At 47.3% G+C, this 14113-nt stretch carries 14 protein-coding genes; all 14 read right to left on the bottom strand.

What is annotated here, in order from left to right; genetic code table 11:
• Positions 1-76: 76 nt before the first annotated feature.
• Positions 77-718, bottom strand: coding sequence for a RecX family transcriptional regulator (locus EL268_RS12700; protein WP_106653520.1), 642 nt, complete (start codon positions 716-718; stop codon positions 77-79).
• Positions 719-787: 69 nt separating this feature from the next.
• On the bottom strand, positions 788-1846 hold the full coding sequence (gene recA, locus EL268_RS12695; RefSeq protein WP_106653519.1) for a recombinase RecA: 1059 nt from the start codon (positions 1844-1846) through the stop codon (positions 788-790).
• A 166-nt stretch (positions 1847-2012) separates the two neighbouring features.
• Positions 2013-3602, bottom strand: coding sequence for a DEAD/DEAH box helicase (locus tag EL268_RS12690; RefSeq protein ID WP_106653518.1), 1590 nt, complete (start codon positions 3600-3602; stop codon positions 2013-2015).
• Positions 3603-3610: 8 nt separating this feature from the next.
• Positions 3611-4855 carry a competence/damage-inducible protein A gene (locus EL268_RS12685; RefSeq protein ID WP_106653517.1) on the bottom strand — a complete coding sequence of 415 codons (1245 nt, stop codon included), beginning with the start codon at positions 4853-4855 and terminating at the stop codon, positions 3611-3613.
• A gap of 107 nt (positions 4856-4962) precedes the next feature.
• Positions 4963-5538, bottom strand: coding sequence for a CDP-diacylglycerol--glycerol-3-phosphate 3-phosphatidyltransferase (gene pgsA, locus EL268_RS12680; protein ID WP_017249262.1), 576 nt, complete (start codon positions 5536-5538; stop codon positions 4963-4965).
• Complete coding sequence (rimO, locus tag EL268_RS12675; protein WP_106653516.1) at positions 5539-6885, bottom strand: 30S ribosomal protein S12 methylthiotransferase RimO; 1347 nt, start codon at positions 6883-6885, stop codon at positions 5539-5541. It lies immediately after the preceding gene.
• 111 nt (positions 6886-6996) lie between these two features.
• Positions 6997-7896 carry a helix-turn-helix domain-containing protein gene (locus tag EL268_RS12670; protein WP_106653515.1) on the bottom strand — a complete coding sequence of 300 codons (900 nt, stop codon included), beginning with the start codon at positions 7894-7896 and terminating at the stop codon, positions 6997-6999.
• A gap of 12 nt (positions 7897-7908) precedes the next feature.
• Positions 7909-8688: a YmfK family protein gene (locus EL268_RS12665; RefSeq protein ID WP_016743377.1), complete on the bottom strand. Its 780-nt coding sequence runs from the start codon at positions 8686-8688 to the stop codon at positions 7909-7911.
• A 107-nt stretch (positions 8689-8795) separates the two neighbouring features.
• Positions 8796-9065, bottom strand: a complete 270-nt coding sequence (locus EL268_RS12660; RefSeq protein ID WP_106653514.1) for a DUF3243 domain-containing protein — start codon at positions 9063-9065, stop codon at positions 8796-8798.
• Positions 9066-9167: 102 nt separating this feature from the next.
• Positions 9168-9905, bottom strand: coding sequence for an elongation factor P 5-aminopentanone reductase (gene ymfI / locus EL268_RS12655; protein WP_106653513.1), 738 nt, complete (start codon positions 9903-9905; stop codon positions 9168-9170).
• Between the two features lie 7 nt (positions 9906-9912).
• Positions 9913-11205 carry an EF-P 5-aminopentanol modification-associated protein YfmH gene (gene yfmH / locus EL268_RS12650; protein ID WP_106653512.1) on the bottom strand — a complete coding sequence of 431 codons (1293 nt, stop codon included), beginning with the start codon at positions 11203-11205 and terminating at the stop codon, positions 9913-9915.
• A 1-nt stretch (position 11206) separates the two neighbouring features.
• Positions 11207-12502 carry an EF-P 5-aminopentanol modification-associated protein YfmF gene (gene yfmF, locus EL268_RS12645; protein WP_106653511.1) on the bottom strand — a complete coding sequence of 432 codons (1296 nt, stop codon included), beginning with the start codon at positions 12500-12502 and terminating at the stop codon, positions 11207-11209.
• 209 nt (positions 12503-12711) lie between these two features.
• Positions 12712-12867 carry a hypothetical protein gene (locus EL268_RS32780; protein ID WP_164724468.1) on the bottom strand — a complete coding sequence of 52 codons (156 nt, stop codon included), beginning with the start codon at positions 12865-12867 and terminating at the stop codon, positions 12712-12714.
• Between the two features lie 53 nt (positions 12868-12920).
• Positions 12921-14099, bottom strand: a complete 1179-nt coding sequence (locus EL268_RS12640) for a stalk domain-containing protein (RefSeq protein ID WP_106653510.1) — start codon at positions 14097-14099, stop codon at positions 12921-12923.
• Positions 14100-14113: the final 14 nt, after the last annotated feature.

The following is a 14113-nucleotide window of genomic DNA, read 5'->3' as shown; positions in this document are numbered from 1 at the left end:
GATACACCAAGTAAATACAAACCTATTTTATTATTTGTGAACAAGAATTGTCAAGATCATGCAAATAGAGTTGGCCCTAACTATCGCTTCTATGACGCAATTCTTCACGCATTTGTTGAATGATCGCATGAGAGAATCCCTTGCGCATCAGCATGGACAGCAGCTTGCGTTCTTCATCGGGGTTCGGTGCACCCTCTATGCGTCGCGCCTTCTTCTCTATCAATGCGCGGGCAGCATCTAGTTCAGCCTGCCTAGACACGCCACGAACTGCGTCCTCTACAATCGCTCTGTCCACTCCTCGCTGGGTAAGCTCCATACGCAGCATATAAGGACTCCTCGGCTTCAAACGCAATCGCTCGTCTACCCATTGCTTCGCAAATGCTTCATCATCGATGTAGCCGTGATCCTTGCAGCGCTGGCATATCTCTTCGGCAATCTGCGTAGAAAATCCCTTCTCTACCAAATAAGAATGCAGCTGACTGCTTGTCCGTGGGCGTATTCCAAGGTATCGCAAAGCACCTAAATACGCTTTATGCTTTTCTTCTGCTACCAGGACTTCCCGGCAAAAAGCTTCATCTAATTCTGTTCCCTTAAATAGATTGTACTTTACCAGTATGTCTTCGTGTACGGTAATCGCATACTCGCCTTCTACATCGATATGGTAGCGTTGCTTTTGTTTGATATCTCGATGAACGGCAGTGATCAGGCCGCTCTTCATGCTGATTCACTCCTTCGCAAAGCTAAAATAACAGCCTGTCTCATCGACAGGCTGCTCTTCTACTCTTCATTAATCCAGATCAAATGTTGGCTCTTCATCTTGCTCTGGGTCGTTTACCGGCTCAGTTTCTGGAACAGAGCCAGGGTTCAGGCTGAAGTATTCGCGCACCTTTGTTTCAATCTGAGATGCAATGTGCGGATTTTCCTTCAGGAAGACCTTCGAATTTTCTCTACCTTGGCCGAGACGCTCTTCGTTGAAGGAATACCAAGCACCACTCTTTTGAACGACATCAATCTCAGAACCGATGTCGAGGATGCTACCTTCTCTGGAAATACCTTCACCGTACATGATGTCCACTTCTGCAACCTTAAATGGTGGAGCCACTTTATTTTTGACAACTTTGATCTTCGTCTTGCTACCCAAAATGTCGTTGCCGACTTTGATAGATTCTGCTTTACGAACATCCAAACGAACACTCGCGTAGAACTTCAAAGCGCGTCCACCTGGAGTTGTTTCCGGGTTCCCGAACATAACTCCCACTTTTTCACGAAGCTGGTTGATGAAGATCGCAATCGTTTTGGACTTGTTGATGGCACCGGACAGCTTGCGGAGTGCTTGGGACATCAAGCGTGCTTGCAAACCTACGTGGGAATCTCCCATCTCGCCTTCGATCTCTGCTTTTGGCACGAGTGCCGCAACGGAGTCGACTACGATAATATCTACCGCACCAGAACGAACCAGTGCTTCCGCGATCTCCAAAGCTTGCTCTCCAGTGTCTGGTTGGGACAACAGCAATTCGTCGATGTTCACACCCAGCTTCGCAGCGTAAACCGGATCCAAAGCATGCTCAGCATCGATAAACGCAGCCTGTCCGCCTTGTCTTTGCACCTCTGCGATCGCATGAAGTGCTACTGTTGTTTTACCAGAAGACTCTGGTCCGTAAATCTCAATAATCCGTCCACGTGGGAATCCGCCCACACCTAGTGCGATATCAAGAGCAAGCGCTCCACTCGATACGGTAGAAATCTGAACGTTGGATACTTCCCCCAATTTCATAATGGAACCTTTACCGAATTGCTTTTCTATCTGACGCAATGCACTCTCCAAAGCTGCGCGACGATCTGACAAATGGTACACACCCTTTCAATTTTTCGCATCTGTTTTGCTTGTCTTCATCATACCTCGAGACAGAAGTGTTTGCCAAGTATTTTTTACGAACAAATATTCGCATTGTAAAAAAGCAGCCATTTCCTGGTTATTCCCAGTGAAATGACTGCTTTGTAATGCTCGCTAATTAGGAACGTTTCGCTCCACGAGGCTTTGCTGGCTCCAGATTGATTCGTTTTCCGTTGATACGCGTTTGACGCAGTGACTCATATACGAATGCCGCTACCTCTTCTGGAACCTCAACAAACGTGAAGTTCTCAAAAATGTCGATGCGACCTACTGATTTTCCTGGGATACCAACAGATTCAGAGATCTCTCGTACCAGATCCTGTGGCTTCATGTTCGCATTGCGGCCAACGTTCAGGAAGAAGCGAACCATGCCTTTTGCTGCACCCGTTTCACCAAAGTTGTACGCTTCTGCTTCCTGCCCTTGTCCCGCTTCGGTATGGAATGCCAGGTGCAATGCAGCAGCTGCTACTTTTTCAGCCGGGTATTGACCAACGAGAGAATCCGCTACTTTTTGGTACATATCCGCGATTGCATCGCTTTCCAAAAGGCTAGTCAACTGTTCACGCAATTGTTCTTGTTTGCGCTCAGCCACTTCCTCCAGGGAAGGAACATTGCGAGAGAGTACTTGTGCTTTTGTCTGCTTTTGGATAAACATCATTTGTCTTACTTCACGAGGCGTAACCAACGTCATCGCAATTCCTTTGCGACCTGCGCGACCAGTACGGCCAATACGGTGAACGTAGCTCTCAGAGTCTTGTGGAATATCGTAGTTGATTACGTGAGAGACGTTTCCTACGTCGATACCGCGTGCTGCTACATCTGTCGCGATCAGGAATTCAATCGAGCCCTCACGGAACGCATTCATGACCTTGTCACGTTGTGCCTGTGACAAGTCGCCATGCAAGCCGTCCGCAAGGTATCCGCGGGATTGCAGCACTTCGGACAACTCATCTACACCGCGCTTGGTCCGGCAGAAAATGATTCCCAACTCAACATCCTCACTGTCCAAGATGCGGCAAAGGCTCTCCACTTTATTGCGGTCAAACACTTTGTAGTATACCTGTTCGATCAATGGCGCCGTTACTTCTTCACGGCTAACTGCAATCGTTTGCGGCTGTTTCATGTAACGGGTAGCCAAACGCTTGATTTCTGGCGGCATTGTCGCGGAGAACAGCAAGGTTTGACGCTCTTCCGGCATATGTGTGATGATCGTCTCGATATCTTCGATGAAGCCCATGTCCAGCATTTCATCCGCTTCATCCAAAACGAGTGTATGTACGTGATCCAGCTTCAATGTTTTGCGGCGCAAGTGGTCCATGACACGGCCAGGAGTACCTACAACGATTTGTACACCTTGGCGCAGCGCACGAATTTGATGTCCGATCGATTGTCCGCCATAGATTGGCAGCGTACGAACTTTGTTGTATTTGGAGATGCGCAAGAGCTCTCCCGCAACCTGGATAGCCAGCTCACGAGTTGGGGTCAGCACGATCGCTTGTACACGATTGGCAGGCGTAATCTTTTCTACAAGTGGAATCCCGAATGCAGCAGTCTTACCAGTACCTGTCTGTGCTTGACCAATCAGGTCTCCGCCATCCAGTACTTTTGGAATGCATGCTGCCTGAATCGGTGATGGCTCCTCGAAGCCCATATCGTGAATCGCTTGCAGAATAGATTTATGTAAAGGAAAATCGGAAAAAATCGTCATGAAAAAAATCACCTTTCTTTTTGCATTTGCAGCGCATAAAACAACGCGTATTTAGCGGCACGCCCAACGATTGCATGCCTTCTTCCGGCAAGGCGCAGCTCTTTTACAACTGTGGGCATTCCTTCTGCCGCGATCCCTACATATACAATGCCAACAGGCTTGCCCTCGGAAGGATCGGGTCCAGCCACTCCCGTAACAGAAATCCCGTAAGTAGCTCCCAGCTTTTCTCGTACATGTTCAGCCAGCAATTGAGCTGTTTTCTCACTGACTGCCCCATCTGTTTGCAAAATGGAATCAGGTACTTCGAGCAGCTGATTTTTCACTTCATTGGTGTAGCAGACTACCCCGCCACGAAACACTTGCGAGCTTCCCGGCACAGAGGTAATCAACGAGGCAATTGCTCCTCCTGTGCAGCTTTCTGCACAAGCAATTGTTTCATTTCTCTTTTTCAGCTCAGAAACCAGGACATCATGCAGCGACGAGCTCTCGCCCATCCCGTACATATACTGGCCAACACGGCTGAGAATTTCTTTTTCTACAGGCAAGATCAGGGCTTCCCCTTCTTCGACTGTAGCAGATCTTGCCGTAATCCGAAGCGTTACTTCGAATTCTTTGGCGTATGGCGCGATCGTTGGATTGTCCTGCTTTTCGATCAGATCGAGCAGTTGTTCCTCCAAAGCGGATTCGCCTATTCCGTAGAACCGGAGTAAATGAGAATGAAACACTTGTTTTTCGGGGAGCAAATCGGTTACGTAAGGCATCACGTAATTCTCCACCATTGGATACAACTCGCTTGGTGGTCCAGGCAACAGCACGAACGTACTACTGTCATGACGGATCGCCATCCCCGGCGCCATCCCGAAATCGTTGGAGAATACATGGCTGCCAGAAAGCACCAGCGCCTGCTTACGATTGTTCTCCGTCATGACAATCCCACGTTGCGAAAAGAATTTCTCAATTCTCTCCATGGCTTCTGGATTCGTTTCCAATCCAATGCCTACATGCCCCGCCACGGTTTCTTTCGTCAAATCATCTTGAGTCGGCCCTAACCCACCCGTGAAAATGACGAGATCAGATCGTCCTGATGCCAATCGAATCACTTGTAGCAATCGCTCCGTGTTGTCTCCCACAACCGTATGAAAGTATACTCCCACGCCAATTTCCGCCAGCTTCTGAGAAAGAAACTGTGCGTTGGTGTTAGCGATCTGGCCTAACAAAAGCTCGGTACCTACCGCGATAATCTCCGCTCTCATCTTCCTCATCCATTCTCTTTGAGAGTAGAAAAGCCTCTAAACTAATAGTTTATCACTTGGAAACGCTCAAGAGAAGAGTCTTGTGAAAAAAGAGACCAATACCCGCATTACGAGTATTGGATCACGTTACGATTTTTCGCAAAGTAGTCGTACCCGGAGTAAATCGTGATGATCACCATCGCCCAAGTAGCTACTTCGTCGAACGGAATACCGAAGAACTCAAATGGGAAGTTGCGAATCATGACAGCCGTAATCGCTACGATCTGCACCCATGTTTTCAGTTTACCCAATGCACTCGCAGCAATTACCTGTCCTTCTGCCGCAGCAACTAGCCGTAAACCCGTCACCGCAAACTCCCGGCTGATAATGACAATCGCAATCCACGCTTCCAGACGCTGCATCTCTACGAGTGAAATGAGTGCTGCAGAAATCAACAGCTTATCAGCAAGCGGGTCCAGAAACTTCCCCAAGTTCGTCACGATTTTATTTTTCCGTGCAATATAACCGTCGAGTCCGTCCGTACTGGCTGCTAGGATAAATACCAAAGCCGCAATCAGCTCGTTATACGTCATCGTCAGGCTGCCAATCGAAAATGTCCCGATGTTGTAACGCACCAGCATAAAAAACATAACTACCGGCACCAGAAAGATCCTGGCGAGTGTGATGCGGTTGGCGAGATTCACCTAGACTACCTCCCCGGCTAAATCGTATTCATAGGAGTGTGTAATTTTTACTTTTACGATGGTGCCCAGTTCGCCTTTAAAACCAGTGACGAATACTTCACCATCGATTTCCGGAGCGTCATACTGTGTTCGACCTACATAAATATCGTTACGTCCTTCATAACGTTCAATCAAAACATCCAAGACTTGACCAACAAAGCGTCCGTTGCGATCTCCGGCTACTTCACGCTGAATTTCCATCAGCATGTTCGCACGTTTTTCCTTAACCTCTTCGTCTACGTGGTCCGGCAGACGGGAAGCTGGAGTGTCATCCTCGTTGGAGTAAGTAAACACACCCAGTCGATCAAAACGGATATCCTTCACAAACTCGCTCAGGCGCTCGAAGTCTTCCTCTGTTTCCCCTGGGAACCCTACGATCAAAGAGGTACGCAGAGCCACATCTGGAACCTGCGCGCGAATTTTGGCTACCAACGCACGAATGTCCGTCTGTCTTCCAGGGCGACGCATTCTTTTGAGAATATGGTCTTCCGAGTGCTGCAAAGGCATATCTACGTATTTGCACACTTTTGGATTGGTAGCAAAGGTGTGGATCAATTCATCCGTGAAAAATCCAGGGTATGCATAGTGAAGACGAATCCACTCGATGCCCTCGACTTCTGCCAGACGGTTTAAAAGTTCAGGAAGCATCAGTTTTCCATCGTAAATATCCGTTCCGTAGTTCGTAGAATCTTGTGCGATCAGACTTACTTCTACGATACCTTGCGCAGCCAAATGACGCGCTTCTTCCACGATGGATTCGATTGTACGACTGCGGAATCCCCCACGCATTAAAGGAATCGAGCAAAACGTACAGGCGTTGTCGCAGCCCTCGGCAATTTTAATATATGCGGAGTACGTGCCTTCCTTTACTTTCCGCTTCACTACATCTTCGTACGTAAAAATGGGATTTCCTACAAAAATCGGTCGCTTGCCCTCTAGAGATTCTTCGATAATACCTGTAATCGACATAAAATCGCCTGTTCCGACAATGCCGTCCACCTCAGGAATCTCATTCAAGATATCCTCTTTGTAACGTTGTGTGAGACAGCCTGCCACCACAAGCGATTTCAGTTTGCCGGATTCCTTCAATTCACCCATTTCCAGAATCTTATTGACGGATTCTTCCTTGGCTGCATCGATGAAACCACAGGTATTGACGATGACCACAGTTGCTTCTTCCGGGTTATCAACCAGTTCATAACCTTTTTCATCTATCAGATGGGCCATCATGTCCGAATCAACGAGATTCTTTTCACAGCCCAGCGTAACAATCGCTACTTTTTCACGCGTGCCTACCTTCTCTGTCATCTTTTTTCCTCCAATTGGTCACACCAACCCATATTACACCTATCCAGTATAATATAAGCCTAAAGGAAGTGTCAAAAAAGAGAAAAGTATAAAAGGCAAGCATATGCTTGCCTACTGGGTGACCGCCTCTTTTACTTTCATCGTAATATTGGACGGCATTGACTTCATTTTAGACGTGTCTACCAAGACTCCGTTAACCTTCAATTCCACTAAAGTCGGTTTGCCTAAACGAATATAAGCGGATTTCCCCAGCTCAATCGTTTTTTCCTGATCCTTCTTGAGCGTGCCCTGCTCAACATAAGTTTTGCCTTTTCCTTCCGAAATACCGAACCAGCTGGTGTCTTCTTTCACCTTCAGATGAACCGTGATTTTTTCTCCTCCTTGCAAGGAATAGTTATACATCGATCCTTGCTGCGATTCGAATGTGATGGTTGCCTGAGGAGTTTCCGTAACGGTCTCAGGTGGGTTTGTTCCTGTTTCAGGATTCGGTGTGGTAATAGAAGGAGGCTTCGGTTGTTGAGCAATCGGGGATGTTACCGCTCCACCACCATTGCCAGGCGGGACAATTTCCGCTCCAGGACCAACTGTTCCACCCGGCACTGGCTGAGTCAACTGACCTCCATTGTTGTTAACGACAGCGAAATAAATAACCCCGATAATCAAGGCAATAAACAATACGAGCAAGGTCTTGGTAACCCATCGACCTGCTTGTAATGGATTGTTCGCTGAAGCAACTCTTCTGCGACGAAGTCGTTCTACTTGCTCTGTAGGTGGCTGGGCCGGCAAATCGGACTGAAAGTGATTCAGGATGTGGTTCGGGTCTAGACCGACAGCTTCCGCATAACTCTTTATAAATGCACGCGCGTAAAAGTGGCCAGGAAGTACGTGAAAATGACCCCTTTCAATGGCTTCCAAATATCGCCGCTGTATCTTGGTGATACGTTGGATGTCGTCGAGCGTGATTCCTTTTTCTTCGCGGGCCCTTTGCAGGACTTGACCTAGCTCAGACACAGCTGCCCCTCCTTAATTCATTTCGAAATTATCAAAGCCGCGATTGTTGATAAGCTCATATGTAATCTCTTCATCCGGATGATGACGCAGCTCAATAATGTAATGGAAATCATCAAGTTGGTACTCTGATTCCCTTACGAATATATCCGGATGCTCAATGATTTTTGCGGCAGGAAAGTTCATAATCTCCCGAAGCAAGGTGAAGTGCTTTTCTGTCGATCGCAGCGTTGAGACAATTCCATCTATCAAATATACATGATCAGTAGACATTTCATCAATGGCTAAGGAGCTGCGTACCGTCTGGCGCAACAAAGTGGAGGAAATGAATGTCCAACGTTTATTGGCGGATACGCTGGCAGCAATCATGGATTCAGTCTTCCCTACGCGAGGCATTCCACGAATCCCGATAAGCTGGTGACCTTCCTTCTTCAGGATTTCTGCCATGAAATCAACCAGCAAGCCCAGCTCTTCACGAACAAAGCGAAACGTTTTTTTGTCCTCGCTATCCCGTTCAATATAACGACCGTGGCGAACAGCCAAGCGATCCAGCATGGTCGGGGGACGTAACCTCGTTATGGTTATGTTGTCCATTTTTTGCACAACGTTGCGCAAAACCTCCATTTTTTCATCATCATCGGTCAAGAGCAGCATACCTCGACGCATGGTATCCACACCATTGATCGTTACGATATTGATGTTCAACATCCCCAGAATAGAAGATACGTCCCCTAAGAGACCGGGACGGTTACGGGCAATCTCATACTCCATGTACCATTCTTTCTTCGCTTCCATATGCAATCCTCTCCGCCAACCAGAATTCTCTTCTATGTAGTATATCACGTTCGTTTCATTCGACAATCGCGAAAAGAAAAATCCCCAAAAGTAGGGGATTTGAATGGCTAGCTGCCAGCGTTCGCGTCATTGCGATTCTGAACAAGCTTCACCATGAGTGATGCCAAAGCCTGTTGTTGCTGTTGATCACCTGCGTCCCACAGCTGTTTCAACAGACGCTCCTGATCGTTTTTCGGGTCTACTTGCTCAGACAGATAGCTACCGATTTGATAAGCTACATTTTGAAGCGTTTCGCTTTCCATCCCGGCTTGTTTCGCTTGTTCTACCCGATCTCCGAGAAACGCTTTCCAGTCGCTGAAATTGTCAAGAATCGACATAGGGAAATTCCCTCCTTTTGTACGTTGCGAACAGATTTGCTGCCCACACAAAAGGTAGAATTCCATCATTTCTCGTTTTTTATTCATGCATACTTTTATCTTCTACGTGTACCATCCACCGTTTGGACTAATCACTTGCCCCGTCACATAACTCGAATCCGCCGAAAGCAAAAAGCGCACGACTGCAGCTACCTCATATGGTTGTCCGAGACGGTTGGCTGGTATTTCTTCCGCGATCATTTCCATTTCATCTGGAGCAAAGCGCTCCATCATTCCACCAGCAATAGCTCCTGGAGCGACAGCATTTACCGTGATTCCGTTTGGTGCCATTTCCTTTGCCAAGGCTTTGGTGAACGTATTGATGGCTCCTTTGGTCATGGAATACAGTACCTCACATGAACCGCCCGTAAGCCCCCATATGGAAGAAATGTTGACGATACGCCCATACCTTGCCCGCAGCATGGCGGGAACAGCTGCTTGGCAGACCAAAAAAGCGGATCGAACATTAAGTGCGATGAGCTCATCGAATTTCTCGACAGACACATCCGTAAATAAACCGACATCATCCACAGAGGCGTTGTTTACGATCAACAGTGGTGCAACCTGCATCTGAGCAAACATCGCGGCAATTTGCTTTGGATCCCGTAGATCAGCTTGGAGGATGCCGTACGGAACGCCCCGCTCCTGGCATTTTTGCACCAACGGCTCCAATTTTTCCATATTTCGATTGTAATGCAGATAAAGGGGAACCCCCGCATCAATCAGGTAGGCGCCGATCGCGTGCCCGATCTCTCCGGAAGCTCCCGTAATTAACGCCCACGGCGTCTCTTGGTTGAACATGAATACATTACTCCTGTGGCGAAGCGGAACGAACGATGGAAACAGCCATCTGCTCGGTTAAAAAATGCTCCTTCAAACGTTTTTCCACATCTTCGCGTGTGATCGACTCCAAGGTCGGCACTACGGAAAACAGATCATTCCCGTTAAATTTGAAGCTGGTAAACTGGTTAGCGATAAACTCCACGGAGTTTAGAGAACGCAGGAAGTTTCCGATTTTTTTACGCTTCGCACGCTCAAAATCGTCCTGAGCTATACCGTTTTGCTTCAATTGTTCGATTTCCGCTTTGATCGTTTCCACTAAACGCTCTGGATCAGGTGTATCTCCACCAATGATCGTATACGCATAATCCTGCTCGCTGCTGTAGTCAAAATCAAAGCTTTCCGTAATTAGCTCACTATCATACAAACGCTCATAGACAGCGGAGCTTGTGCCGAACGCGATGTCCAATACCAGTTTAGTAGTCAACTCACGTTTTAACAAGGCTTCCTTGGTCAGTCCGTTTTCCTTTTCCTTGATTCCGATCATGCATTTAGGCAGACCAACTGTCAGAAACGCTTCTACTTTCGCCTCCGCCGGAGCTGATGGCTCTTCTGGAAACACGCGCGTGATTTGTGGCGCAGGAGGAAACTCCTTTGCTCCTTGGTTTTCACGAATGAGCTTCATGATCGCTTCTGGTTCGAAGGAGCCCACGACCAATAGGAGCATATTTGCAGGATGATAAAACGTTTCATAGCACTGATACAAATATTCTTTTGTAATATGAGAGATCGTCTCGATCGTACCCGCAATCTCAATGTTAATCGGATACTTTTGGTACATGGCCTTTAAGAGGTTCATGTACACCTTCCAGTCAGGGTTGTCATCGTACATGGTGATTTCCTGGCCGATGATTCCTTTTTCCTTTTCTACACTGGCATCTGTAAAATACGGGTCCTGCACATAGTCGAGCAGCAGATTCAAATTGTCGTCTAACTTATCTGTGCACGAGAACAAATAAGCCGTACGATTGAAACTCGTGAACGCATTGCAGCTCGCCCCGTTTTTACTGAATTCGTGCATGACATCCCGATCTTTTTTCTCAAACATTTTGTGCTCAAGAAAATGCGCAATGCCGTCAGGAACATTAATTTCTTCCCCGCTTCGGGTGCGGAAATGGCTATCAATGGAGCCATAGCGCGTAGTGAAAACAGCGTATGTTTTGCTGAAGCCTTGTTTGGGAACCAGATAGACTTGCAATCCATTTTGGAGAGTTTCATGATATACCGTTTCATTTACTTGTTCAAAGACAGTGGTCTGCATCTTATGCCTCTCCCTTCTTGTCCCGCAGCAGATAAATCGTGTCGATCGTTACCTTGCTCGCTACTTTCTTGATATCCTCAATTGTCGCTTGGTTAATCCCCGCCAAAAGCTCTTCGATTTTCCGAGGACGTCCGCTAACTACACCATTGTACGTAAAATCAATCATGCCGCGTGCACTGTCCAGCAGCTCACGGAATTGGTTAGACAAAGTCGCACGTGTCTGACTCAATTCCTCATCCGATATGGTTCCTTGTTGCATCAGATCAAGCTGCTGCTTAATAATCTCAACCGCACGTTGATATTTGCTAACATCAATCCCGGACATAATCATAAGAATCCCTTTGTGGCTCTCTAGCCTGGATACGGCATAATAAGCGAGACTCTCTTTTTCACGGACGTTGACAAACAGCTTGGAGTGAGGAAAGCCACCTAATATCCCGTTGAATAGCAACAACGTCGGGTAATCGTCATCCTTATAAGTGATCTGCGTGCGGCAGCCGATGTTGAGCTTTGCTTGGTTGACGTCGAGTCGATCGATCACTTCGCGTTCAGCAGATACGTCCTTCGCCGTCGATGCGATCTGCAGTTCTCCTACTTGGGTGCGCTCCAATGGGATGTGCTTGCGAATAGCCTCGCTTACTTCCTGCTGGTCAACATCGCCCACCACGAACATATTGATCGGATTCGTCGTCGTTACTTCTTTAAAATATTGATACAGTTCCTGACCTGTGATCTTCGGCAAATCTGCCACGCGCCCTTGGACGAGAAGAGCGAATGGTTCTCCTTTACACATTTCTTCTGTCACGCGTTGGTTTGCATACTTCATTTTGTCGTCGATCAAGCTCTCCATCCGTTTACGTAGCGTTTCTTTTTCCTGTGCCAAGTACTTTTCGGAAAAAGCGTTCTCCTGTACGTACGGTCTGACAAGCATGTCTCCTACGAATTCGATGGCCTGCTCCAAAAGAGAGGCTTCATTGGACAAATATTTTTCATTCGGTACTTCCATATAAATTTGCAGGATTTGCCGCTCGCCTTTTTTCATGACATCGACATCAAAAATGGCACCATACAGGAAATCCAAATGTGCTCGCAATAGCTTCGTTTCTGGAAAACGAGCGCTGGCACGTTTCATGACCATCGCAAGCAATGCTGTTTTCGTTACGTGCTCCTCCGAAAGCGCCTGTTCAATCATCGTCACGATCGTCGTTGTCTTGAACTTTTCTGTTGGAAGGATATGTACGTTCATCCCATTGATTTGGGAGCTTTGAAATGCAATTTCAGTTGTAGAAGCAGTCATAGTCCAATCTCCCTTCTCCATCAGCTTACTCATACTCTTCTCTATTGTAACCAATTGTCAGGGCATCAAGCATCAGAATCTTCCATTATATATCCCAGTCCTTCTTCCTATGCGCTCACGCAAGTCCCGTAATACGCAAATCACAGCGCTTCCATTGTATAAAAAAAGAGCGAACAACACCTTTTTACAAAGGGTGTTCACTCTATTCCTTACATATCCATTGCATCCCACTCCCGAGGATCATCCGAAGTGCTATGCTCTTCAACAAATCGACCGCAATCAGACGAGAGACAGAGCATGCCATCCAACTGCTCATCGTGAAAGGGTAAGCCGTGGCTTCCCCCACAGTACGGACAAGTCCACATACGAAGGGCCTCCTTTTATTCGTGAAGGTACTCCGTAGTAGTTTGTCCCAATATCAGAGGGGACTCTCCACTTTATTTTGCTCCCAAATCCGCAAGTAATCATACGGATCGATCGCTTTCCCCGTGCTGTTACGATAGAGGCCAAAATGCAGGTGAGGCTCAAACATTCCCACTGTACCAGTACCACCGTAGCCTGTGTCTCCAACAAAACCGATCAACTGTCCAGCTTTTATCGTTTTGCCTACATGCAATCCTGGAGCATAGGCCTGCAAATGAGCGTAGTACATCCGATATTGACCATTTTCATCCGTAATGTTTACTCTCCAGCCACCATACGTATTCCAGCCCACTTTGTTGATCGTCCCATCGGATACCGAGTAAATCGGCGTTCCCTTTGGTGCCATGATGTCGATGCCCTCGTGACTGCGAACACTGCCGCTATTGGACTCCGTCCACTCTCGATCAGACCCGAAGCTATCCCCATACGGCTCATACCAGCTATTCTCGTGGAAAGGAAACCGAAATTGATTTCCAGTCAATTGATCATCCGCAACTTTCGTGGCAATAGGATACTCAGCTCGTTGTGCACCTTCTGGCAAAAATAAAATCTGGCCCACTAGTAACTCATCAGAAGAGAGATGATTATTTTTCTGAATGGCACTCATGTTCGTATCGTGGCGAGCTGCAATTTTTGATAAGGTATCTCCCTGTTGAACGACATATGGATTCAAGGAGTATTTCACACTCACAGCTTTGTCTTCCACAGGTTTGGATTGTATGTATGCAACGGCCGACTTCTTATCCCATTGAACTTGATAGCCAAATGCCTCGGAGATAAATCGGATCGGAACAAGCGTCCGCCTATTCACAATGATGGGAGAGACATCCATCTTCCATCGTTTTCCATTTACGTACGCTGTCTGGCTGCCGATCGTAAGGGTTATATGCTTGCTTTTTTTGTTAAGGAATACTTTCTGCGTAGCAGCTTCGTAGCTTACTTCTGATCCTGTTTCCTCCGCTACTACCCGTATCGGAACCAGCATACGCCCATTTCGATGGATTGGCGATACATCGGACTGGACTCCCCTTCCATCGACAACGACAGAAATGACCGGTCCTGGCTCTTTTGCTGAAGCCATCCCACCAGATACCGCTATCATCAGGCACAAAACAAAAGCGCCTAGAAGCCTGTTCCATCGATAACTGCTGTACTTATGTAGACAGCGGTTCATCTTTTTCCCTCCCC

The sequence above is a fragment of the Brevibacillus brevis genome (assembly GCF_900637055.1).
GTDB classification, from domain to species: domain Bacteria; phylum Bacillota; class Bacilli; order Brevibacillales; family Brevibacillaceae; genus Brevibacillus; species Brevibacillus brevis.
Note: the sequence above shows the minus strand (reverse complement) of the source record. Positions and strands in the feature narration are given on the sequence as shown.